Genomic DNA, 19,877 nt, shown 5'->3' on the forward strand with positions numbered 1-19,877 from the left:
AGGTTTCCCGTCGGCAGGCATGTACGCTGACCGTGACAAGAGGGGGAGCGATGACGGGGTACTCCACCGGCGAGGCCGGTTCGCACGTGGCCGACGTCCTCGCGCTGTTCCGCGAGCAGGGCGAGGTCTCGCGCAACGCCGTGATGGAGCAGACGGGGCTCTCCCGCTCCACCGTCAACCAGCGCCTCGCGACCCTCGTGGAGCTCGGCCTGATCGCCCCCACCACCGGCGGCGAGTCGACCGGCGGGCGCCCCTCGAGCATGTTCGCGATGAACCTGGTCGGCACGGTCTTCCTCACCGCCGACATCGGAGCGAGCGGGTTCGTCGCATCCGCCTGCGACCTGCGCGGCACCCCCCTCCGGCACGAGAGCGGCGTCGTCGACGTCTGGGAGGGACCGGACGCCGTGCTCTCGCTGGTGATCGCCGCGTTCGAGCGGCTGCAGCAGGGCGACGCGGTCGCCGGCATCGGCGTCGGAGTCCCGGGGCCGGTCGAGTTCGCCGCCGGGCGCGTGCGCAACCCGCCGATCATGACCGGCTGGGACGACTTCGACATCGCCGGCTACTTCGCCGAGCCGTACGAGGGCGTGCAGGTCGTCATCGAGAACGACGCGAACGCCCGCGCCCTCGCCGAGTCGCGCCACCACGGCTCCGACAACCTGATCAGCCTGAAGCTCGGCACCGGCATCGGCTCGGGCCTCGTCTTCAACGGAGCGACGATCCGCGGAGCCGTCGGCGCGGCCGGCGACATCGGCCACACCCGCGCGGTCACGGGCACGGTCGACGCGGATCCGCTGCCCTGCCGCTGCGGCAACGCCGGCTGCGTGGAGGCGTACGCGAGCGGCTGGGCCCTCGTCCGCGACCTCTCGGCCGACGACCCCTCGATCAAGCACGTCGCCGACGTCACGGCCCGCGTGCTCCGCGGCGACATGCGCGCCACCCAGGCCGTGCGCCAGGCCGGCCGCGTCCTCGGCGAGGCGGTCGCCGACCTCGTCAACATCCTCAACCCGCGGACCATCGTGATCTCGGGTCAGCTCGGCGACTGCGGCGAGGTGCTGATGTCGGGCCTGCGCGAGCGCGTCTACCTGCGCACCCACCCGCTCGCCACGCGGCACCTGACCATCCACACGTCGGACCTGGGCGAGCTGGCGGGCGTGATCGGCCTCGCTCTGACGACAGCCGATCAGGTCTTCAGCCGCGAGCGCTTCGACCGCGAGGCGAGCGCCGAGAGCCCCCGCGCGGCGGCCGCCGCGAGCTGAGCGGGAGCGCCCGGCAGCGGCGGGACCGGCGTGAGCGACCCCCTCCGCCCCGCGCACTGTTACGCCCGGCGACGAAGGGTTACGCCGGGCGACGCGGGCCGGGACGGGCGGGCCCGCGGTGCTCCATCATCGTGTCCGGGACGACGCGGAGAGGCCGCGGCCGCCCGACCCGTCCGAAGGAACGCGATGATCCGGCTCGAGCAGCTCAGCAAGTCGTACGGTCCGGCGACCGTGCTCGACCGCCTCGACTTCTCGGTCGCGACCGGCGAGATCTTCGCCGTCGTCGGCCCGAGCGGTGCGGGCAAGAGCACGCTCGCCGCCTGCGTGAACCTCCTGGAACGGCCCACCTCGGGCACGGTCGTCGTCAACGGGGAGGCGCTCTCGCAGCTCTCGGAGGAGCGGCTGCGCGTCGCCCGCCGCCGCATCGGCACCGTCTTCCAGTCCGACGGACTCTTCAGCCGCCGCACGGCCGAGCAGAACGTGGCCCTTCCGCTGGAGTACCTCGGCGTCACCGCCGCCGAGACGAAGCGCCGCGTCGCGGAGCTGCTCGAGCGCGTCGGCCTCTCGGACCGCGCGCGCTACTACCCGCACCAGCTCTCCGGCGGTCAGCGCCAGCGCGTCGGCATCGCCCGCGCGCTCGCCCTCCGCCCCTCGGTGCTGCTCTCGGACGAGGCCACCTCGGGCCTCGACCCCGCCTCGACCACCGCGATCACCACGCTCCTGAAGGAGCTGCGCGACGACCTGGGCCTCTCGATCCTCTTCATCACCCACGAGATGGAGACGGTGCGCCAGGTGGCCGACTCCGTCGCCCGCCTCGACCACGGCCGCATCGTGGAGTCGGGACGTCTCGTCGACCTGCTGCGCGACCCCGCGTCCCCGCTCGGCCTCGCCCTCAACCCGGTGCGCCCCGCCGTCGCGCCCGGCCCGGGCCTGGGCGAATGGGTGGTGGGCTACTCCCGCTCCGGAGTGCCGACCGACTGGGTCACCCGGCTCGCGGAGGCGGTCGGCCCCGTCTCGCTGCTCGGCGCGGCGATCGAGACGGTGGACGGGCAGGCGGTCGGCCACGCGACGATCGGGCTCGGCCCGGTCGACGAGGCGCGGCTCACCCGTGCGGCGGCCGAGCTCGGCCTGTCGGTCCGGCCCGCCGGCGTGCGCGTCCTCGCCGAGGAGGTGGCGGCGTGATCCTCCACCTCGACAACAAGGTCCCGCTCGAGCAGATCCCCGCGCTGGTGCTGCCGGCGCTCGGCGAGACGCTGATCATGGTCGGCATCGTCATGGCGATCGTGGTGCTGGTCGGCGTGCCGCTGGGCGCTCTCGTGCACAACCTCGCTCCGGGCGGGCTGGCCGAGAACCGGGCCGCCCACCAGGTGCTCAGCGCCGTCATCAGCGTCGGCCGCTCGCTGCCGTTCCTCATCCTGATGGCGTCGATCATGCCGTTCACGCGCCTGATCACCGGCACCAACATCGGGATCGCGGCCGCCGTCGTGCCGATGTCGATCGCGGGGATCGCCTTCTTCACCCGGATCGTCGAGAACGCGCTGCGCAGCGTGCCGCTCTCGCTCACCCGCGTCGCCCGCGCCTCCGGAGCGTCGCGGCTGCAGGTGGTGCGGACCGCCCAGCTGAGCGAGGCGGTGCCGCAGATCATCGGCGGCCTGACGATCAACACGATCGCGATGATCGAGTACTCGGCGATCGCCGGCACGATCGGCGCCGGCGGCATCGGCTACGTCGCGGTGACCTACGGCTACCAGCGCTTCGACACCACCGTCATGCTCGCCACCATCGTGATCCTGGTCGCCACCGTCGCGACCGTGCAGCTCACCGGCGACGCCCTCGTCCGCGCGACCACGCCCGGCGCCTCCCGCTCGCGGCGAGCGCCCCGGGTCGCGGCCGCCGTCTAGAACCACTCCTCCTCCTGCGCCCTCGGGCGTCCCTCGCGCGCGCCCGCGCGCTCCCTCTTCGAAAGGCATCGCCATGTCCACTCCCGACGACCTCGGATTCGATCTCAAGAAGAAGCGCCGCTGGCCCTGGATCGCCGGAGCGGCCGTCGTCGTCGTCGGCGTCGCCTCCGCGATCGCCGTCCCGCTCCTCTCCCCCGCCGTCTCGGCCAACGAGCAGGAGGGCGCGACGCTCTACGTCGCGACCGCCGAGGGCAACGCCTCCGAGCAGGCCCTGGTCGACTTCGTCGCGAAGGAGGTGGCGCCGCGCTACGGCATCACCGTCGCCTTCAAGGGGCTCTCGGACAGCAACACCATCAACCGCGCGGTGAGCGAGGGCGAGGTCGCGGCCACGGTCTACCAGCACAAGCTCTGGCTGGGACAGGTGCTCGAGGCCAACCCCGACTTCGAGGAGGAGGCGGCCACCCCCGTCTTCCGCTGGGGCTTCGGGCTCTGGAGCGACAAGTACTCCGACGTCTCCCAGATCCCCGACGGCGGCACGGTCTCGCTCTACTCCGACCCCGCCAACGAGGCGCAGGGCCTCTGGCTGCTGCAGAACGCCGGCCTGATCACGCTGAAGCCGGGCACGGAGCCGGGCACCGCGACCCAGGACGACATCGCCGAGAACCCGAAGAACCTGCAGTTCACGCTGCTCGACTTCGCCGCCCAGTCGCGCGCGCTGCCGGACCTCGACGCGGCCGTCGGCTACACCGAGTACTACCTCGCCGCCGGCATCCCGATCGAGCAGCAGATCTTCGCCCCGCAGGCCCCCGACGACTTCGCCGGGCAGCTCACCATCGGCTCGAAGTACCGCGACACCGAGAACGTGAAGAAGCTCGTCCAGGCCTTCCAGGACCCGGCCGTGCAGGAGTTCCTCGCCACGGACGAGACGGTGAAGGGGATCCTGCTGCCGATCGACGGCTGAGCAGGGCCGGAGCGACGGGGTCGCCTGAGGAGTCGCGCGCGGCTTCTCGGGCGACTCGGCGTCTGCGGACGTAGCGTGGGCTCATGAACACGTTCACTCTCCACAACGGTGTCGAGATCCCCGCCCTCGGACTCGGCGTCTTCCAGTCTCCGCCCGACGAGACCCGCGCCGCCGTCGCCGCCGCGCTCGACGCGGGGTACCGGCACATCGACACGGCGGCGGCCTACGGCAACGAGCGCGAGGTGGGCGAGGCGATCGCCGGCCGCGACGACGTCTTCCTCGAGACGAAGGTGTGGATCAGCGACTACGGCTACGACGAGACGCTGCACGCCTTCGACAAGAGCGCGGGCAAGCTCGGCGTCGAGCGGATCGACCTGCTGATCCTGCACCAGGCCCTGCCCGAGGCCTTCGACCGCACCCTCGACGCCTATCGGGCACTCGAGCGGCTGCTCGCCGACGGGAGGGTGCGGGCGATCGGCGTGAGCAACTTCATGGTCGAGCACCTCACCCGCCTGCTCGCCGAGACCGACGTCGTCCCCGCGGTGAACCAGCTCGAGGTGCACCCGTACTTCCAGCAGCGGCGGGTCGAGCGCTTCGGCTGCGAGAACGACATCCTCACCCAGGCCTGGTCACCGATCGGCGGCATCACCGCCTACCGCGACTCCCCGCGCCGCAGCTTCGACGACCCGGTGCTCCTCGAGCTCGGCGCCAAGTACGGGAAGACGGCCGCGCAGGTGATGCTCCGCTGGCACCTGCAGGAGGGCCGCCAGGTCATCCCGAAGTCGACCCGCCCCGAGCGCATCGCCGAGAACATCGACGTGTTCGACTTCGCGCTCTCCGGCTCGGAGCTCGCAAGGATCGACGCCCTCGAGGCCGGCGTGCGCGGCGGACCGGAGCCCGAGGCCGTGACGCTGGAGGCGTACGGCCGCGACATCCCCGAGGCGTGAGGAAGGCGCCCGCGACGGGAACACCGGAGCCGTCGCGGGCGTTGCCCTCACCATGAGCGTTCCCCTCTCCATCCTCGACCTCGCCCCCATCGCCCCCGGTGAGACCGCTCGCGACAGCTTCGCCGCCTCCGTCGCCCTGGCCCAGGAGGCCGAGCGGAACGGCTACCGCCGCGTCTGGTACGCCGAGCACCACAACATGGCGAGCATCGCCTCCAGCGCGACCTCGGTGCTCATCGCGCACGTCGCCTCGCAGACCTCCACGATCCGCCTCGGCTCCGGCGGCGTCATGCTGCCGAACCACTCCCCGCTCACCATCGCCGAGCAGTTCGGCACCCTCGAGACGCTGCACCCGGGACGGATCGACCTCGGACTCGGCCGCGCCCCCGGCAGCGACCAGGCGACCTTCCGCGCGCTCCGCCGCGACCCCGACTCCTCCGAGCGCTTCCCGCAGGACGTGCTGGAGCTGCAGGCCTTCCTCGCCGGCGAGTCCCGCATCCCCGGAGTGAGCGCGACGCCCGGTGCCGGCACCCGCGTCCCCCTCTACATCCTCGGCTCCTCGCTCTTCGGCGCGCAGCTGGCCGCCGCGCTGGGCCTGCCGTACGCGTTCGCCTCGCACTTCGCTCCGGACGCGCTCCACCAGGCCGTCGCGGAGTACCGGCGCGGCTTCCGCCCCTCCGAGCAGCTCGACGCCCCCTACGTGATCGCCGGGATGAACGCCATCGCCGCCGACACCGAGGAGGACGCGCAGGAGCAGTTCGCGCAGATGAAGCGCGCCCGCCTGATGATGCTGCTGCGCCAGAGCGGGCAGATCCCCGTCGGCCAGACCTTCGACGACGAGGACCTCGACGCCCTGCTCAGCGCGCCGATCGGCGCCCACGTCGCGAGCATGACCACCTACACCGGTGTCGGCACCGGCGACCAGGTGGCCGACTACGCCGCCGACTTCGCCCGCTCCGCCGACGCCGACGAGGTCATCGTCGCTCACGCGTCGCTGCAGACGGAGGCGCGCCTGCGCTCGGTCGCGCTCCTCGCGCAGTCGAACGCGCGCGTCGCCGCCTGACGGGCGGCCGAGTCCGTCGACGCCGCCGCACGGGCCCCGTGCGCGACCGGGGCCGCGCATCGGCGGGCGTGCGGCGCGCATCGGCGGACTCCTGTGAAAGTGAGCCTCTAACGGGGGCCACCTCACAGGGAGTAACCCCGGGAGGAGCGCGTCCGCGGTGCCAGGCTGAGCCCTGTGTCGACGATGACGGGCAAGCGGCGTGAGCCCGGGGACGGCCCTGCGCGGTCAGCGGCCCTGCTGCTGCGGGTCTGCGCGGGCGACCGGACCGCCTTCCGGCAGCTCTACTCGCTCACCGCGGGCCGGGTCTTCTCCGTCGCGGACGCCGTGCTCGACGACCGCGCCGCAGCCGAGGAGGTCGCGCAGGAGGTCTACCTCGAGCTCTGGCGCACCGCGCGCTCGCTCGACCCGGGCCGTCCCGTGCTCGCCTTCCTGGCCCAGGTCGCGCACCGCCGTGCCGTGGACCGCGCCCGGGCGGACCGGTCGGCGCGGCGCCGGGAGCTGCAGTACACGGTCCTCGACCGGCCCCGCGATCACGAGTGGGAGCGCTCGGACGTCCGGCTGGCCCTGGCGCCCGCGGCCGGCGCGATCCGGCAGCTCGCCGCCATCCACCACGACGTCCTCTACCTCGCCTACGTCCGCGGGTACAGCCACTCCGAGATCGCGGAGGAGCTGTCGATCCCGCTCGGCACCGTCAAGACCCGGCTGCGCGACACCCTCATCCGCCTGCACACGCACCTGCAGTCCGCCGGCCCGGCGGATCCGGACGGCGGACCGGGACGGCGCATCCGGCACTGACCGGTGGCGCGAACGCCTCTGCGCCACCGGGGTCGCACGCTTCAGGACCGTGTCCGGCCCGCTCAGCCCGCCTGCGTCGCGCCCGAGACCGCGAGCCCGACGATCACCGTCAGTACCGTCGTCCACAGTGCGATCGCGACGCCCTGCCAGAGCAGGATCCGCCCGCGGCCGACTCCGGCGCCCGCCAGCATCACCGCGGTGAAGTGCGTCGGGAGCAGCAGCGGCCCCAGCAGGCTCACGCCCGGGACGCCGTAGCGGGTGAAGGCCCGCTGGAACTTCTCGCGCCGCGGAGTCGTCCGCTTCGCCTCCGAGCGGCCCGTGATCGCCGAGCGGACGCCGGTGCCCAGCAGCACGAGCAGCGCCACGCAGACGAAGTTGCCGATCGCCCCGGCGAGCCCGGCGACGACCGGGTGGATGCCGCCGATGATCCCGATGCTCGCCGCTCCCTCGCCCTCGATGAAGGGGACGGCCCCGGCCGCGGCGACGACGAGGGGCTGCACGAGCTCGGGAACGCGGCCGATCAGGTCCTGGAATCCGAGGATCGCGTCGCTGATGATCGTCATGGTCGTGCCTTCCGGTACGTGGCCCCGGCTCTCGGGACTCCTCCATCCGACCGTGTCCGCGCCCGCTGCGGCAGTGCCGCCGGGTCACCGCGTCCCGGGAGGATCGACGGCCCGAGGGGTGACAAGTGTCATGGTCGTAGCCTGGGCCGCATGGTGAACTCGACCGAGGCGGATCCGCCCGTGCGCGCGGGCCGCGGCGTCGCCGTGACCTGGTGGTACACGCTCGCGTCGGCCGCCTCCTTCGTGGTGATCGTCCTGGCCGTCTGGTCCGTGGCGGTGCTGAGCGCCGAGGCCGAGGAGTGGCGGAAGGGCGCCTACTTCCTGGGTGCGGCCGCCTGGGTCGCGGTGTTCTCGCCGACCGCGCTCGCGTACCGGCGCGCCGACCGCGAGGGCCCGGTGCGTCTCCGGGCTGCGCCGACCCTGGTCTTCTGCCTCGGAGTGGCGGCCGCCGCGCTCACCGGCACGGCCGCCGGGAGCCTCGCGCTCGGGCTCTCGCTCGCCGCGACCCTGGTCGCCGTGCTGCCCTGGCAGAGCGGCGTGCGGCTCCGGGTGATGGTGCTCTGCACGATCGTCCTCGCGGTCGCGGCGGTGCTCGAGCAGACGCGCGCGGCGCCGGACGCGTCGGCCGCGCTCTCGACCCTCCTGCTGTTCGCGACGCTGCTGCCCCTGACGGTCGTCAGCGCGCTGTGGTGGTGGGACATCGTCCGCGAGCTCGACCGGGCGCGCGCCGCCGAGGGCCGTCTCGCCGCCGCGCAGGAGCGCCTGCTGCTCGCCGGCGACGTGCACGACCTCCAGGGCCACCACCTCCAGGTGATCGCGCTGCAGCTCGAGCTCGCCGAGCGCCTCCTCGGCAGCGACCCGGAGGCCGCTCTCGAGCAGCTGCGCGCCGCACAGCGCTCGGTCGACGGCGCCCGCACCGGCACCCGCGAGCTCGCCACGCGCTTCCGCAGCGTCCCGCTCGTCGACGAGCTGGCCAACGCCGCCGACCTGCTCCGCTCGGCCGGGCTCCGCGTCGAGCTCGAGGTCGACCCGGCGGCGTCCCACGCGCCGGCGGAGACGCTCGGGCCGGTGGTCCGCGAGACGACGACGAACATCCTCAAGCACGGCGGCGGCTCCAGCGCGCGGCTGCGGCTCGCGCGGGAGCAGGACGAGTGGCGGTTCGAGGCGGTGAACGACCTGGCACCGGACGCGGAGGAGGCGGACGGGACCGGCTCGGGCGTCCTCGGCATGGCGGAGCGGGTCGAGCGCGCGGGCGGGACGCTGCGCGCCGGGGCGGTCCGCCGCTCCTTCGAGCTGGACGCGCGCCTGCCGGTGGGGAGCGACTCGTGATCCGGGTGCTGATCGCCGACGACGAGGACATGATCCGCACGGCGCTGGCCGCGCTCCTCCGCCTCGAGGAGGACCTCGAGATCGTGGGCGAGTGCCGCGACGGCGAGCAGGCGGTCGCGGAGGCGCTGCGCCTGCAGCCCGACGTGTGCCTGTTCGACGTCGAGATGCCCGGGCTCGACGGGATCGAGGCGGCGGAGCGGCTGCGCCGGGTCTCGGCGACGCGGGTCGTGGTCGTCACCCGGCACGCGCGGCCGGGGGTCCTGCGGCGAGCGCTCGGAGCGGGCGTCAGCGGCTTCCTGCCGAAGTCGCGCCGGGTCGAGGACGTCGCCGAGGTGATCCGCCAGGTCGCGAGCGGACGCCGCTACGTCGATCCGGAGATCGCCGCCGACGCCCTGGCGAGCACGCGCAGCCCGCTGACCGACCGCGAGCTCGACGTGCTCAGCGCCGGCTCCCGCGGCGAGACGATCGGCGAGATCGGCGCGGCGCTGCACCTCTCCTCCGGCACCGTCCGCAACCACGTCTCGTCGATCCTGCGCAAGCTCGACGTCGACACCCGCCAGCGCGCGGTGATCGAGGCCCGCGAGCGCGGCTGGATCTGAGCGGAGGCGCCGCAACGGCAGCCACTACGCAGGAGTCGTCGCACTCGAGCGCGAGTGCGACGACTTCTGCGTTCTCGCGAGCGGTGCCCGTCAGGCCGTCGGCGTCCAGATCCGCATCGTCGACGGCCCGCGGTTCGCCCAGCGGTGGTACGGCCGGAACTCCGCCTCGAAGCGGCGCCCCTCCTCCACCGGCACGGAACCGTAGGGCCAGCCGGGAGCCGCCTCCCGCGCCACGAGGGACACGCGCGCTCCCTCCGCCGTCACGACGGGCGGCACCGACGCGTCGACCGCGATGTGCTCGGTGTCCAGGCCCTCGGGCAGGTCGAGCGACTCGATCGCCAGCACGAACGGCCCGCGCTCGAGGGCGACCTGGCCGCGCACCGCGTCGATCCGGGGGTGCGGGGCGACGAAGCGGGCCGACATCGGCAGCGAGAGACGCACGGTGTCGCCGGCGGAGAACGCCCGGCGGACGGTGACGGTCGGCGTCGAGACCGGCTCGCCGTCGAGCAGCGCCGAGCCCCGCGCGAACGGCGGCACCCGCAGCGTCAGCGCGAACTCCGCGTCCTCGAGGATCCGCACGACGATCTCGCCGTCGGCCGGGTACTCCGTCTCGACGCGCAGCGCGACGCCACCGGTGCGCACCTCGTACGCGCCGTACTGGTGGAGCTGCACCCCGTCGTCGGTGGCGGTCGCGAAGCCGAGCTCGACGCTCGCCAGAGTGCGGGCGGTGTTGGTCGGGCAGCACGAGACCCAGAACCAGGGCGCGCGGAGGCTGGACTGCGCGCGGTCGGTCTCGCGCGACTCGTCCGGCGCGACTCCGTCGACGCGCTGCTGCAGGGTGTTCGTGTAGAAGAAGGCGCGGCCGTCCTCGCGGGTCGCGGGGAGCACCGCGTTCAGCAGTGTCCGCTCCATGAGGTCCGCGTAGCGGGGCTCGTTCGAGCCGAGCAGGAGCCGCCAGCTGAGCATCGTGGAGCCGATCGCCGCGCAGGTCTCGGCGTACGCGCGGTCCGGCGGCAGCTCGTAGTCGGCGCCGAACGCCTCGTCCTGGTGGTGCGAGCCCATCCCTCCGGTGACGTAGGTGCGCCGCTCGACGGTCGCCTCCCACTGGCGGCGGACCGCCTCCTCCAGCTCGGCGTCGCCGGTCTCGACCGCGACATCGAGAGCCCCGGAGGCGAGGTAGAGGGCCCGCACCGCGTGGCCGCGCAGCACCTCCGCGTCGCGCACGGGCACGTCGTCCTGGAAGTACTCGGCGCCGAACGCGATCGGCTTCAGCGTCCCCGTCCCGCGCCGCTCCACGAAGAGGCGGGCCAGCTCGAGGTAGCGCTCCTCCCCCGTCGCCCTCGCCAGCTCGGCGAGCGCCGGCTCGATCTCGGGGTGGCCGCACACGGCGACCCTCCCCTCGGGCCCGAATTCGCGGTGCACGTGGTCGGCGAGGCGCCGGGCGACCTGCGGCAGGAGGTCGTCGTGCCCGGTGCGCAGCCGCGCCACGGCGGCCTGGATCAGGTGCCCGAAGCTGTACAGCTCGTGGCCCCACTCCAGGTCGGAGTAGCGCGCACGCTGGCCGGGCCGGCCGAAGCTCGTGTGCAGGTACCCGTCCGGGTCCTGGGCGGAGGCGACCCGCGCGACGAGGTCGTCGTACCGCTCCTGCAGCCCGGTGTCGTCGCTCCGGCCGAGCTCCCAGGCCATGGCCTCGAGGAGCTTGTAGACCTCGGAGTCCACGAACTCGATGCCCGCGTGCGCGTCGCCGCCCTCGGCGGACGAGATCGAGCCGTCGGCCGCGCGGTCGAAGTTGCCGGCCCAGCCGACGCGCTCGATCCACAAGCGGCAGTGCTCGATGACGGCGGAGGAGTTGAGGTCCTGGTAGTGCTTCCAGAAGCCGCCGGTGAGGCGGATCTCGTCCTGGCGGAGCGGCCGGAGCACGCTCCGCGAGGGGGCGACCGGGCCGCCGAGGGCGGTGGCGGTGGGGGCGGTGAGGGTCACGGTGTCTCCTTGGAGGGACGGGTCAGTCCTTGACGGCGCCGGCGGTGACTCCCGCCGAGACGTACCGCTGGGCGACGACGAGGAGGACGGCGGCCGGGAGCGAGGCGACCACGGCGGTCGCCATGATCGAGTTCCACTCCTGGTTGTTGTTGCCGATGTACTTGTAGATGCCGAGGGTGATCGGCTGGAGCTTCCCGCCGCTGTCGAGCGTCGAGGCGAAGATGAAATCCGACCAGGCCCAGAGGAACGCGAACAGCGAGACGGTGACGACGGAGTTGCGGCTGATCGGCATGATCACCGAGGTGAAGGTGCGCCAGGCGCTCGCTCCGTCCATCCGGGCCGCCTGGGTGAGCTCGTCGGGGATCCCCGACATGAAGGCCGTGAAGATCAGCACGCCGAACGGCACCGCGATGGTGGAGTCGGCCACGATCAGGCCCGGGATCGAGTTGAGCAGCCCCAGGTTGAGGTAGATGGCGTAGAAGCCCATCGCCATGATGATCGCCGGGATCATCTGCGCGATCAGCAGCACGAACGAGAGGGCCTGCCCGCCGCGGGGCCGCAGCTTCGCCAGCGAGTAGGCGGCGGGAGCGGCGATCGCCACGGTCAGCAGCACCGTGCCGAGGCCGACGACGAGGCTGGTGCCCAGGTAGGGCAGCTGCTCGCTCAGCACCGCCTGGTAGCCGGTGAACGTGGGCGAGAACGGGAACCAGTCCGGCGGATCCTTCCGCATCGAGCCGGTCGGAGTGAGGGAGACGTTGATCATCCAGTAGACGGGGAACAGCATGACCGCCGTGAGGGCGATCCCGACCACCGTCAGGTACCAGGGGCGGCGGGCGGTCACGAGTCGGCCTGCTTCCGCTGGACCCGGATGTACACGAGGCCGAAGACGAGGGCCAGGATGATCAGCAGGTTGCCGACGGCCGCGGCCGGTCCGAAGTCGGGCAGCATCGAGCCGAAGCCGAGCTGGTACGTCCAGGTGGCGAGCGTGGTCGAGGAGTCGGCGGGGCCGCCCTTCGTCATGATCCAGATGATGTCGAACACCTTCAGCGTGTAGACGAGGCCGAGCAGGATCGTGATAGCCGACACCGGCCGCAGCAGCGGCAGCGTGATCCGCCAGAACTGCTGAGCGCCGGTCGCGCCGTCGAGCGAGGCCGCCTCGTAGAGGTCCTGCGAGATGTTCTGCAGGCCGGAGTAGAGGATCACCAGGTTGAACGGGATGCCGATCCAGATGTTCGCGATCAGGACCGCGATCAGCGAGGTGGTCGGCGAGGTGAGCCAGTTGATCTGGCCGATCCCGAACGACTCCAGGAACGCGTTCACGATGCCGGAGTCGCTGTTGAGCATCCACGACCAGGTCGAGGCCGAGACGATCAGCGGCAGGAGCCACGGCACCAGGAACAGCGCCCGGAGCGTGCTCGCCAGCGGGAAGCGGCGGTAGAAGAACACGGCGAGCGCCAGCCCCAGCGTGAACTGGAAGAGGAGCGAGACGCCGGTGAAGACCGCCGTGTGCAGCAGCGCCGGGCCGAAGGTCGCGTCCTGGAACACCTGGACGTAGTTGTCGAACCAGACGAAGGGCGCGTTCCCCTGCACGAACGAGCGGACCGTGTAGTCCTTCAGGCTCAGCTCGAGGTTGCGGTAGAGCGGGAACGCGTAGAAGACGAGCAGGTAGGCGACGAGCGGGGCGAGGAACGCCCACGCGACCAGACGGCCGCCCTCGGGGCGCCGGCGGCGCCGACGGCTCTCGGCGGCCGGGGCGGGCGGGGCCGGCGGCTCGGTGCCGCGCCGCAGGAGGCGGGCGGTCTCGGTGGCAGTGGTCATGGTCTCTCCCGTCCCCCCGGCCGGTGCGCGGAGCACCGGCCGGGGGGACCTCGTTCGGGGAGCGGGAGCCCCCGGTCGTCCTACTTCGTGGCGGATTCGGCGGCCGACTGGGCGGCCTTCAGGGCGTCCTCGGGAGACTGCGAGCCGCTGAGCACGGTCTGCACCGCGCCCCACAGCTGCTCCGAGATCTTCGGGTACTTCGTGCCGAGGTCGTCCGAGGTGCGGCCCTTCGCGGCCTGCACGGCGGTGACCCACGGCTCGAGGTCGGCGTTGCCGGCGACCTGCTCCTGCTGCGCCTCGGCCGTCGGCGCGATGTACGAGAGCGTGTTGTCGGTCGTGACCAGGCTCTCCGTCGAGGTCAGGCACTCGGCGATCTGCTTCGAGGTCTCGTAGCGCGCCGTGTCCGACTGCACCGGGAGGGTGAGGAACTCGCCTCCGGTCGGTGCGGGGGCCGCTCCGCCGTCCTTCGACGGGATGGTCAGGACGCCGTAGTCGATCCCCGAGGCCTTCGCGTTGGCCAGCTGCCAGGTGCCGTTCTCGCCGAAGGCGTACTCGCCGGTCTCGAACTCCTGCCAGCTCGTGGTCTGCGTGTTGCCGATCACGGAGTTGGGCGCGTAGCCCTTCTCCAGCCAGTCGCTCCAGAGCGAGACGGCGTCGACCGCGGCGGGCGAGTCGAGGTCGGTCAGCTCGGCGCCGGAGCCCCAGAACCACGGCAGGAACTGGAAGGTCCCCTCCTCCGTGCCGATGCCGGAGAACGTGATGCCCTTGCCGCCGGAGGCGGTGACCTTCTCGAGCGCGTCGGTCAGCCCGGCCCAGTCGGTGATGGAGGCGGCGTCCACGCCGGCCTTCTCGAGCACGGCCTTGTTGTAGTACAGCGCGAGCGTGTTGGCGCCGATCGGCACGCCGAAGGTGTCGCTGCCGGTCCGGCCGGCCGCGAGGATGTTCGCGTCGATCCCGTCGGTGGAGAGCCCGGACTCGGCGGTCGTGGTCAGGATGCCCGACTCCGCGAGCGTCGAGACAACGGGGTTGTCGACGAGCAGGAGGTCGGGCGAGTTGCCCTGCTGACCGGCGAGCAGCGCCTTGTTGGTCAGGTCGGTGGTGTCGTAGCCGGTGCGCTCGACGGTGACGCCGGCCTCGGTCCCGCAGGAGTCGATGAGCTTCGCCCAGTCGGACGACTCGTCGAACTGGGGGTACGGGTCCCAGAACGTGTAGCTGCCTCCCGCGGCGGAGCCGGAGTCTCCCCCGGAGCCGCTCGCGCAGCCGGTCAGTGCGGCGGCGGCCGTCCCCAGCAGGACGGCGGCGGCGAGGCCCCGAGCGTGCTTCCTCGTCTTCACGGATGATCCCTTCGTCGTTGACGGATTCCTCGGCAGTCGTCCCGAATGTCTGCGCCGGGCCGAAACTACTTTCTGTCGGGTAAACCTAAGCAGGGGCGGTCAGCGCGTCAAGAGATGCGACCTTTTCGGTCTTTTCGGTATTTCGCCGGAGTCGTGCGAGGATCGACGCGGCGGCCCGCCGGGCCCGGAACGGAGGCGCGGTGCCACCACGCAAGCCCACCGGCACCATCACGCTCACCGACGTGGCGGCCGCCGCCGGCGTCTCGATCGCCACCGCCTCCAAGGCGCTCAACGGCCGCGACCAGGTGCGCGCCGAGACCCGCCAGCGCGTGCTGGACGCCGCCGAGGCCCTCTCCTTCACCCCGAACCCGTTCGCGCAGGCCCTCAACTCCCGGCGCACGGGCACCATCGGGATGCTCACCAACGATCTCGACAACCGCTTCGTGCTCCCCGTGCTGCTCGGCGCCGAGGACGCGTTCGGCGCAGGATCGACGTCGGTGCTCCTCTGCGACGCCCGCGGCGACTCGATCCGCGAGCAGCACCACATCAAGAATCTGCTCGCCAAGCGCGTCGACGGGATCGTGGTGCTCGGCCGGACGACGAACCCGCGCCCTTCGATCACGCGCACCATCCCGGTGCCGGTCGTCTACGCCTATGCGCCCTCGGAGGATCCGCGCGACTCCTCCTTCACGCCCGACAACGTGCAGGCCGGCGTCCTCGCCGCCCGCCACCTGATCGAGCGCGGACGGACGAGGATCGCTCTCGTCAACGGCGAGCCGAGCTACACCGCCGCCCACGACCGCGCCCGGGGCGTCGAGCAGGCGCTGACGGAGGCGGGGCTGCCGCTGGTCGGCGGCGGCGTCCTCTTCGGGCAGTGGTCCGAGAGCTGGGGCCGCCAGTGCGCCGAGACGCTGCTGCGCGCGCATCCGGACCTCGACGCGATCATCTGCGCGAGCGACCAGATCGCCCGCGGCACGCTCGACCACCTGCGCGAGACCGGCCGGCGGGTGCCGCAGGACGTGGCCGTCGTCGGCTTCGACAACTGGGACCTCCTCGTCGAGGCCGCCCGCCCGCCGCTCTCGAGCATCGACATGATGCTCGACACGCTCGGCCGCGCCGCCGCGGAGGAGCTCTCGAACGCGATCCACGGACGTCCGACCGCGGGCGTGCAGGCCATGCCCGTCCGCCTCGTGCCGCGGGAGTCCTCCGGCTGACGCCGCCCTCCGCGAGAACGCGGAGGACACCGCCTGCTCAGCGGTGTCCCGACGCTCGGAGCGGCGTCTCGACGCACGAGCGGGCCAGCGCGCATCGGCGAGGACACCGGAGGGACGGGCGGAGCGCGACCGAGGGCGCAGACGTGCGCCGGACCCCTCGGGAGTCCGGCGCACGGCCTGGCGGTGATCAGCTTCCGGTGATCAGCCGGGATCAGCTCCCGGTGCGCTCACCGCGGCGTCGGAGGGTGAGGAGCATCAGACCGCCGCCGAGCAGGGCGAGCAGGCCCAGCACTCCGGCGGTCGCTGTCGCTGCGGCGTCCACTCCGGTCGAGGCGAGAGCCGGACCGCGGGGACCGTTCGACCCGGACACGGGAACGACCGCGGCGTGGGAGGGCGCCGGTCGCGGCGCTGTGGTCGCGGTCGGAGTGGGCGAGGCCGTGGGCGTCGCGGTCGGCGTGGGGGTGGGGGTCGCCGTCGGAGCCACGGTCGGGGTCGCCGTCGGCGTGGTCGTCGGCGTGACCGTCGGAGCCACGGTGGGCGCGATCGTCGGAGTCACCGTCGGAGTGACGGTGGGCGTGACAGTCGGAGTCACCGTCGGAGTGACGGTGGGAGTCACCGTCGGCGTCACAGTCGGCACGACGGTGGGAGTCACCGTCGGGGTGACGGTGGGAGTCACGGTCGGCGTGACGGTCGGGGTCACCGTCGGAGTGACCGTCGGCGTCACGGTCGGCGTGACCGTCGGAGTCACGGTCGGCGTCACGGTCGGAGTCGCCGTCGGCGACGATCCGCCGTCGGTGGGCTCGCAGCCCGGCTCGGTGAAGTCGTTGGAATCGAGCGTGACCGCTCCCGTGCGGGCCAGTGCGCGGCCCTCGACGGAGACGCCCGTCGTCACCGTGATCGAGACCGAGGCGAGCACGGAGCCCACGAAGTCCGAGTCGGTGCCGAGCGTCGCGGAGCTGCCGATCTGCCAGTAGACGTTGCAGGCCTGCGCTCCGTTGATCAGGGCCACCGTGCTCGACGACGCCGTCGTCAGCGTCGACGCGGCGCGGATCACGAAGACCGCCTCGTTGACGCCCTCGGCGTCGAGCGTGAGCGTCCCCGTCACTCCGACCGGTCCGGCCGCGGTGTAGACCCCGGGCTTCAGCGTCCTGCCGCCGATCTCGGCGTCGATCTGCGCGGTCGTCGCCTGCGAGGCGAGCTGTCCGTAGGCGGTGCCCACGTCGGCCTGGGCCTGAGCCGCCTCCGCGTCTCCGCGGTGGATCACTCCGTCCGTCCGTCCGGGCGGGAACCCGGTGACGGCGGTCAGCGGGCTGACCCCGACGCTCTGGTCCAGGACGCTCGACCCCGTGTTCGTCACGGTCGACGCGGCCAGGACCGAGTAGTCCTCCGCCGTGCCGAGGTCGGGAGCAGTGGCCGCCTGCGCCGAGACGCCGGCGAAGAGCGCGGCGCCGACGACGGCGAGGACGACACCCGTCCCGATCGCCCCTCTTCTGCGGTTCTGCCGATGACGGCGGAGCGAGGTGCGAGAGGACACGTGCGGCATGAGGCCAGCGATCTGCCCACGTCAGCGTGAGCTCAATAACCCGAGGTGGGAGGCTCGAACCGTGGGTCGCGCTCCTCGCCCGCGTCGACGCCGCGACCCTGACGGGGGGCAGGATCCGCCGACGGCGTCCCCCGACCCGGGACATGCCCGCCACCGGAGTCCTCGCGCCGGTGACGGCGGACCCGGCCGGCGGAGCGGATCAGCGGTGACGCCCGCGGCACCCGAACCGGTCGGAGTGCTGTGCGTCCCGGGAGCCCTCAGCCGAGAGCCGCCACCCGCTCGATCACGCCCTCGCCCAGCCGGGCGACGTACCCCTCCGGATCCGGCCCGGCCGGCGCCAGCTGCACGTGGTCGATCCCCAGCGCCGCGTACTCCTCCATCGCGCGGACGAAGCCGTCGGGGTCGCCGATCGGATCGCCGCCCCCGGTGATGGTCTTCGTGATCGTCGCGTAGTCGCGCCCGAGGTCGTCGCAGTGCCGCTTCAGCACGTCGAGCTTGTGCGCCACGTCGTCCGCGCCGGTGCCGAACAGGTTGCAGGCGTCGCCGTACTGCGCGACCAGCCGCAGCGTCTTCCTCTCTCCGCCGCCGCCGATGAGGATGGGCGGGCCGGGCTGCTGGATCGGCGCCGGGTGGTTCAGCGTCTCGGCGAGCCGGTAGTGCGTCCCCTCGAACGGCCCGTCGTCGTCGCTCCACATCTGACGGCAGATCCGCAGCGTCTCCTCCAACCGCTCGAACCGCTCCTTCAGCGGCGGGTACGGCACGCCGAGCCCGAGGTGCTCGCGCTCGTACCAGGCCGCGCCGATCCCGAGCATCGCGCGCCCGCCGGAGAGGACGTCGAGGGTAGTGACGATCTTCGCGAGGAGTCCCGGGTGGCGGTAGGTCACGCCGGTGACGAGCAGCCCGAGCCGCATCTTCTCCGTCCGGCCGGCGACGAAGCCGAGCGAGGTGTAGCCCTCGAGCATCGGATCCTCGCTGGTCGCGAAGTGCTCCATCTGGAAGTAGTGGTCCATCAGGGTGAACCAGGCGCAGCCGACGTCCTCGGCCGTCCGCGCGGTCGCTCCGAGGATCGGCGCGATCCCCGCGCTCCCGCCTGGAAGGGTGAAGTTCATGAAGTGAATGCCGAGCTGCACGCGCGTCTCCTGTCGTCCCGGGATGTCCAGGAGCCAGTGTGCGCCGAGCCACCGCTCAACACGCCGACGCGCCCGCCTCTGAGCGGCGTCTCATCCGTTCCGCGGTGTCTCGGCCGATCGCACCCGCCGAGGGGCGGCCGCCCTCACTCGCAGACGCGGAAGCGGTTCCGGTCGAACCCGACGACGTCGCCGACCGCGAGCTGGCGGCCGCGGCGCAGATCGACTTCGCCGTTGACGGTCACCATCCCCTCGGCGACCGCCTCCTTGGCCTCGCCGCCCGAGAGGATCCCCGCGAACTTGAGGAACTGGCCCAGACGGATCGACCCGCCGCCCAGCGGGACGTCGACGGGCTCGGGGACGGCAGCGGCGCCCTTCACGTCTGTGAACGCGCCCGCGAAATGTCGCCGCAGGCCCCCTGGATCAGCGGGTTTCCCACGTAAGTGTCGCCGCAGTTTCCAGCACAACGTGTCGCTCCGAACATGCCCGCGTGATTCCGCGGATCTGAGGCCTCGATGGGGTCATTCGGTGGCCCCTCGCCGCGCAGGAAGTGCCCGGCGGCCATACGAGGTCGGGTTGGCACAGACTTCGGGTTCAGTCTCCACGAAGCCTTCCTCGGCGTCGCGGTCGGCGTCGGAGCTGCCGCCCTGCGCGGCCTGCTCGAACGGGCTGGCTGCCGGAACAGCCGCAACAAGCGAGGCGTCAGGGCGATGTCGGTGCGGCTGTTTCGCATGCATGCCTGCGGGCGAAGCACTAGAGGGTGTTCTTCGTGGTCGCCAGGTACTCCGGCGTGGCGAGCGCTTGCATGGAGAACCAATGTGTCGCCTCGAGGCTCGCCTCCAGGTGTCGCCAACCGTTCGAGACGAACGAGCTCGTCTGCGCGCCGGTGAACATATAGACGACGGCTCGAGCGGCAGTCGGGATATCGACCTCGGCGCGAAGATTGCCTTCAGCTCGTGCCTGTTCGAGAAACAACGCTATCGCGTCGAGCCAGACTGGATCCGGCAACTTCGCAACGCCGGGGAATTCAGATGAGGCTTGTGCGACGAGACGCAGGCCTGCTTGCGCCGTTGGATCGTGCTGCACTGCTCTCGCGAGGGACCGGGACAGCGTGAGCAGTGAAGCGAGGCCGTCGTCGCCCGACTCCAGAATCGAATCCCGGAGGAGGATGAAGCCCTGGTCCTGGCGGCGGATGATCTCCTCCGCCACCTCGATCTTGCCCCTGCGGAAATGAAAGTAGAAACCACCCTGCGTGACGGATGCTGCTTCTAGGATATCGGCGACGCGAGCGGTCGAGTAGTGCAGGCGCGCAAACACCTTCGCCCCACCGAGAATAATCGCCTCTCGTGTGGCGATCCCGCGTTCCTGTTGTGCCACGCGCACCTCCGACTGATCCCAAAGCCACTCTATCGGCCCATGGTTCAGCGTCTCTGCCGTCTGGTCCCCGTTC

General features: G+C 72.2%; 19 protein-coding genes. 10 read left to right on the forward strand and 9 right to left on the reverse strand.

Translation table 11 applies throughout. The annotated features are described in order from the left end of the window. Positions 1-50: 50 nt before the first annotated feature. From C5C69_RS08895 to C5C69_RS08925, 7 genes are all read left to right on the forward strand, one after another. Positions 51-1,256 carry an ROK family transcriptional regulator gene (locus tag C5C69_RS08895; RefSeq protein ID WP_104257781.1) on the forward strand — a complete coding sequence of 402 codons (1,206 nt, stop codon included), beginning with the start codon at positions 51-53 and terminating at the stop codon, positions 1,254-1,256. Positions 1,257-1,442: 186 nt separating this feature from the next. Further along, positions 1,443-2,438, forward strand: a complete 996-nt coding sequence (locus C5C69_RS08900) for a methionine ABC transporter ATP-binding protein (RefSeq protein WP_104257782.1) — start codon at positions 1,443-1,445, stop codon at positions 2,436-2,438. Further along, positions 2,435-3,157: a methionine ABC transporter permease gene (locus tag C5C69_RS08905; protein ID WP_104222708.1), complete on the forward strand. Its 723-nt coding sequence runs from the start codon at positions 2,435-2,437 to the stop codon at positions 3,155-3,157. The genes C5C69_RS08900 and C5C69_RS08905 overlap by 4 nt, the downstream gene beginning before the upstream one ends. A gap of 73 nt (positions 3,158-3,230) precedes the next feature. Continuing rightward, a complete protein-coding gene (locus tag C5C69_RS08910; RefSeq protein ID WP_104257783.1) occupies positions 3,231-4,118 on the forward strand; it encodes a MetQ/NlpA family ABC transporter substrate-binding protein in 888 nt (295 codons plus the stop codon). Between the two features lie 83 nt (positions 4,119-4,201). Beyond that, positions 4,202-5,065, forward strand: coding sequence for an aldo/keto reductase (locus C5C69_RS08915; RefSeq protein ID WP_104257784.1), 864 nt, complete (start codon positions 4,202-4,204; stop codon positions 5,063-5,065). 52 nt (positions 5,066-5,117) lie between these two features. Further along, positions 5,118-6,125, forward strand: a complete 1,008-nt coding sequence (locus tag C5C69_RS08920; RefSeq protein WP_104257785.1) for an LLM class flavin-dependent oxidoreductase — start codon at positions 5,118-5,120, stop codon at positions 6,123-6,125. Positions 6,126-6,308: 183 nt separating this feature from the next. Further along, positions 6,309-6,920 (forward strand): sigma-70 family RNA polymerase sigma factor, encoded by a 612-nt coding sequence (locus C5C69_RS08925; protein WP_258067511.1) that lies wholly within the window; start codon positions 6,309-6,311, stop codon positions 6,918-6,920. A 62-nt stretch (positions 6,921-6,982) separates the two neighbouring features. Here C5C69_RS08925 and C5C69_RS08930 read toward each other — a convergent pair whose 3' ends face one another. Beyond that, positions 6,983-7,483: a small multidrug efflux protein gene (locus C5C69_RS08930; protein WP_104225805.1), complete on the reverse strand. Its 501-nt coding sequence runs from the start codon at positions 7,481-7,483 to the stop codon at positions 6,983-6,985. 150 nt (positions 7,484-7,633) lie between these two features. Between C5C69_RS08930 and C5C69_RS08935 the strand changes: the two genes are divergently transcribed. Beyond that, positions 7,634-8,812: a sensor histidine kinase gene (locus tag C5C69_RS08935; RefSeq protein WP_104257787.1), complete on the forward strand. Its 1,179-nt coding sequence runs from the start codon at positions 7,634-7,636 to the stop codon at positions 8,810-8,812. Next, a complete protein-coding gene (locus C5C69_RS08940; RefSeq protein ID WP_104222701.1) occupies positions 8,809-9,411 on the forward strand; it encodes a response regulator transcription factor in 603 nt (200 codons plus the stop codon). The genes C5C69_RS08935 and C5C69_RS08940 overlap by 4 nt, the downstream gene beginning before the upstream one ends. A 90-nt stretch (positions 9,412-9,501) precedes the next feature. On the opposite strand, the gene C5C69_RS08945 is transcribed toward C5C69_RS08940, so the two are convergent. From C5C69_RS08945 to C5C69_RS08960, 4 genes are all read right to left on the reverse strand, one after another. After that, a complete protein-coding gene (locus tag C5C69_RS08945; RefSeq protein ID WP_104257788.1) occupies positions 9,502-11,391 on the reverse strand; it encodes a glycoside hydrolase family 127 protein in 1,890 nt (629 codons plus the stop codon). Between the two features lie 22 nt (positions 11,392-11,413). Continuing rightward, positions 11,414-12,232 carry a carbohydrate ABC transporter permease gene (locus C5C69_RS08950; RefSeq protein ID WP_104222699.1) on the reverse strand — a complete coding sequence of 273 codons (819 nt, stop codon included), beginning with the start codon at positions 12,230-12,232 and terminating at the stop codon, positions 11,414-11,416. After that, positions 12,229-13,209 (reverse strand): carbohydrate ABC transporter permease, encoded by a 981-nt coding sequence (locus C5C69_RS08955; RefSeq protein WP_104247032.1) that lies wholly within the window; start codon positions 13,207-13,209, stop codon positions 12,229-12,231. The genes C5C69_RS08950 and C5C69_RS08955 overlap by 4 nt, the downstream gene beginning before the upstream one ends. Positions 13,210-13,289: 80 nt before the next feature. Then, positions 13,290-14,543: an extracellular solute-binding protein gene (locus C5C69_RS08960; protein ID WP_104257789.1), complete on the reverse strand. Its 1,254-nt coding sequence runs from the start codon at positions 14,541-14,543 to the stop codon at positions 13,290-13,292. Positions 14,544-14,743: 200 nt separating this feature from the next. On the opposite strand from C5C69_RS08960, the gene C5C69_RS08965 reads away from it, so the two are divergent. Continuing rightward, positions 14,744-15,757, forward strand: a complete 1,014-nt coding sequence (locus C5C69_RS08965; protein WP_104225800.1) for a LacI family DNA-binding transcriptional regulator — start codon at positions 14,744-14,746, stop codon at positions 15,755-15,757. A 211-nt stretch (positions 15,758-15,968) separates the two neighbouring features. Here the strand turns inward: C5C69_RS08965 and C5C69_RS08970 are convergent, their stop codons facing one another. From C5C69_RS08970 to C5C69_RS08985, 4 genes are all read right to left on the reverse strand, one after another. Beyond that, on the reverse strand, positions 15,969-17,291 hold the full coding sequence (locus C5C69_RS08970) for an ice-binding family protein (RefSeq protein WP_181127046.1): 1,323 nt from the start codon (positions 17,289-17,291) through the stop codon (positions 15,969-15,971). 266 nt (positions 17,292-17,557) lie between these two features. Beyond that, a complete protein-coding gene (locus C5C69_RS08975) occupies positions 17,558-18,430 on the reverse strand; it encodes an LLM class F420-dependent oxidoreductase (protein WP_181127047.1) in 873 nt (290 codons plus the stop codon). 143 nt (positions 18,431-18,573) lie between these two features. Then, positions 18,574-18,807 (reverse strand): RNA-binding S4 domain-containing protein, encoded by a 234-nt coding sequence (locus C5C69_RS08980; RefSeq protein WP_104222694.1) that lies wholly within the window; start codon positions 18,805-18,807, stop codon positions 18,574-18,576. Positions 18,808-19,180: 373 nt separating this feature from the next. Continuing rightward, positions 19,181-19,804, reverse strand: a complete 624-nt coding sequence (locus tag C5C69_RS08985; protein WP_104257791.1) for a TetR family transcriptional regulator — start codon at positions 19,802-19,804, stop codon at positions 19,181-19,183. Between the last annotated feature and the right edge of the window lie 73 nt (positions 19,805-19,877).

Source organism: Rathayibacter sp. AY1C7 (assembly GCF_002931865.1).
GTDB lineage: Bacteria > Actinomycetota > Actinomycetes > Actinomycetales > Microbacteriaceae > Rathayibacter.

Coding starts and splice junctions, on each gene's coding strand:
- C5C69_RS08955 (WP_104247032.1), bottom strand. CDS start 13,209: ATGACCACTGCCACCGAGACCGCCCGCCTCCTGCGGCGCGGCACCGAG.
- C5C69_RS08915 (WP_104257784.1), top strand. CDS start 4,202: ATGAACACGTTCACTCTCCACAACGGTGTCGAGATCCCCGCCCTCGGA.
- C5C69_RS08910 (WP_104257783.1), top strand. CDS start 3,231: ATGTCCACTCCCGACGACCTCGGATTCGATCTCAAGAAGAAGCGCCGC.
- C5C69_RS08930 (WP_104225805.1), bottom strand. CDS start 7,483: ATGACGATCATCAGCGACGCGATCCTCGGATTCCAGGACCTGATCGGC.
- C5C69_RS08895 (WP_104257781.1), top strand. CDS start 51: ATGACGGGGTACTCCACCGGCGAGGCCGGTTCGCACGTGGCCGACGTC.
- C5C69_RS08925 (WP_258067511.1), top strand. CDS start 6,309: ATGACGGGCAAGCGGCGTGAGCCCGGGGACGGCCCTGCGCGGTCAGCG.
- C5C69_RS08920 (WP_104257785.1), top strand. CDS start 5,118: ATGAGCGTTCCCCTCTCCATCCTCGACCTCGCCCCCATCGCCCCCGGT.
- C5C69_RS08935 (WP_104257787.1), top strand. CDS start 7,634: ATGGTGAACTCGACCGAGGCGGATCCGCCCGTGCGCGCGGGCCGCGGC.
- C5C69_RS08900 (WP_104257782.1), top strand. CDS start 1,443: ATGATCCGGCTCGAGCAGCTCAGCAAGTCGTACGGTCCGGCGACCGTG.